This window comes from Paraburkholderia sp. SIMBA_053, from assembly GCF_046534895.1.
Classification (GTDB): Bacteria; Pseudomonadota; Gammaproteobacteria; order Burkholderiales; family Burkholderiaceae; genus Paraburkholderia; species Paraburkholderia caledonica.
On the sequence record NZ_JAWRXU010000101.1, the window covers coordinates 1 to 465 of the forward strand.

Here is a 465-nt window from a genome sequence, read left to right on the forward strand (position 1 = left end):
ACGCTGACATTCAGTGCATTCGCGGCTTCTTCCGCCGTCATGTAAAGGCTGTCACTGGAGCCCAGTGGTACGGGAGCGGTGCTTGTCATGGGATGTGAGGTCGGTCGATATATCGACGATTATCATCGAGATTGACTGAGGATGCCACATGGATCGACACTTGTCGCTACCGGCTCAATAATCATCCGGATGGAGACAACATGAAGGAATGCAGGTTTATTGCCGCGAGCGGGATGCTCGGCATTGGCGTCCCCGAAGACAGTTTGCGAAAGGCGATGGCGTGCCAGCCACATTTCGTTGCTGCCGACGCGGGCACTACGGACGCCGGTCCGTTTGCTTTGGGGATGGGCGTGTGCGCGTTTCCACGTGACGCGATCTTGCGGGACCTCACCACCCTGTTGCGAAACACTGTGCCCGCCAGGGTGCCATTGCTGATTGGTTCGGTCGGCACGGGCGGCGCAGACG

The 465-nt window shown here is 58.7% G+C and carries 1 pseudogene; it reads left to right on the top strand.

What is annotated here, in order from left to right:
* Positions 1–131: 131 nt before the first annotated feature.
* Positions 132–465, top strand: a pseudogene (locus SB753_RS34750) (hypothetical protein); the annotation flags it as partial.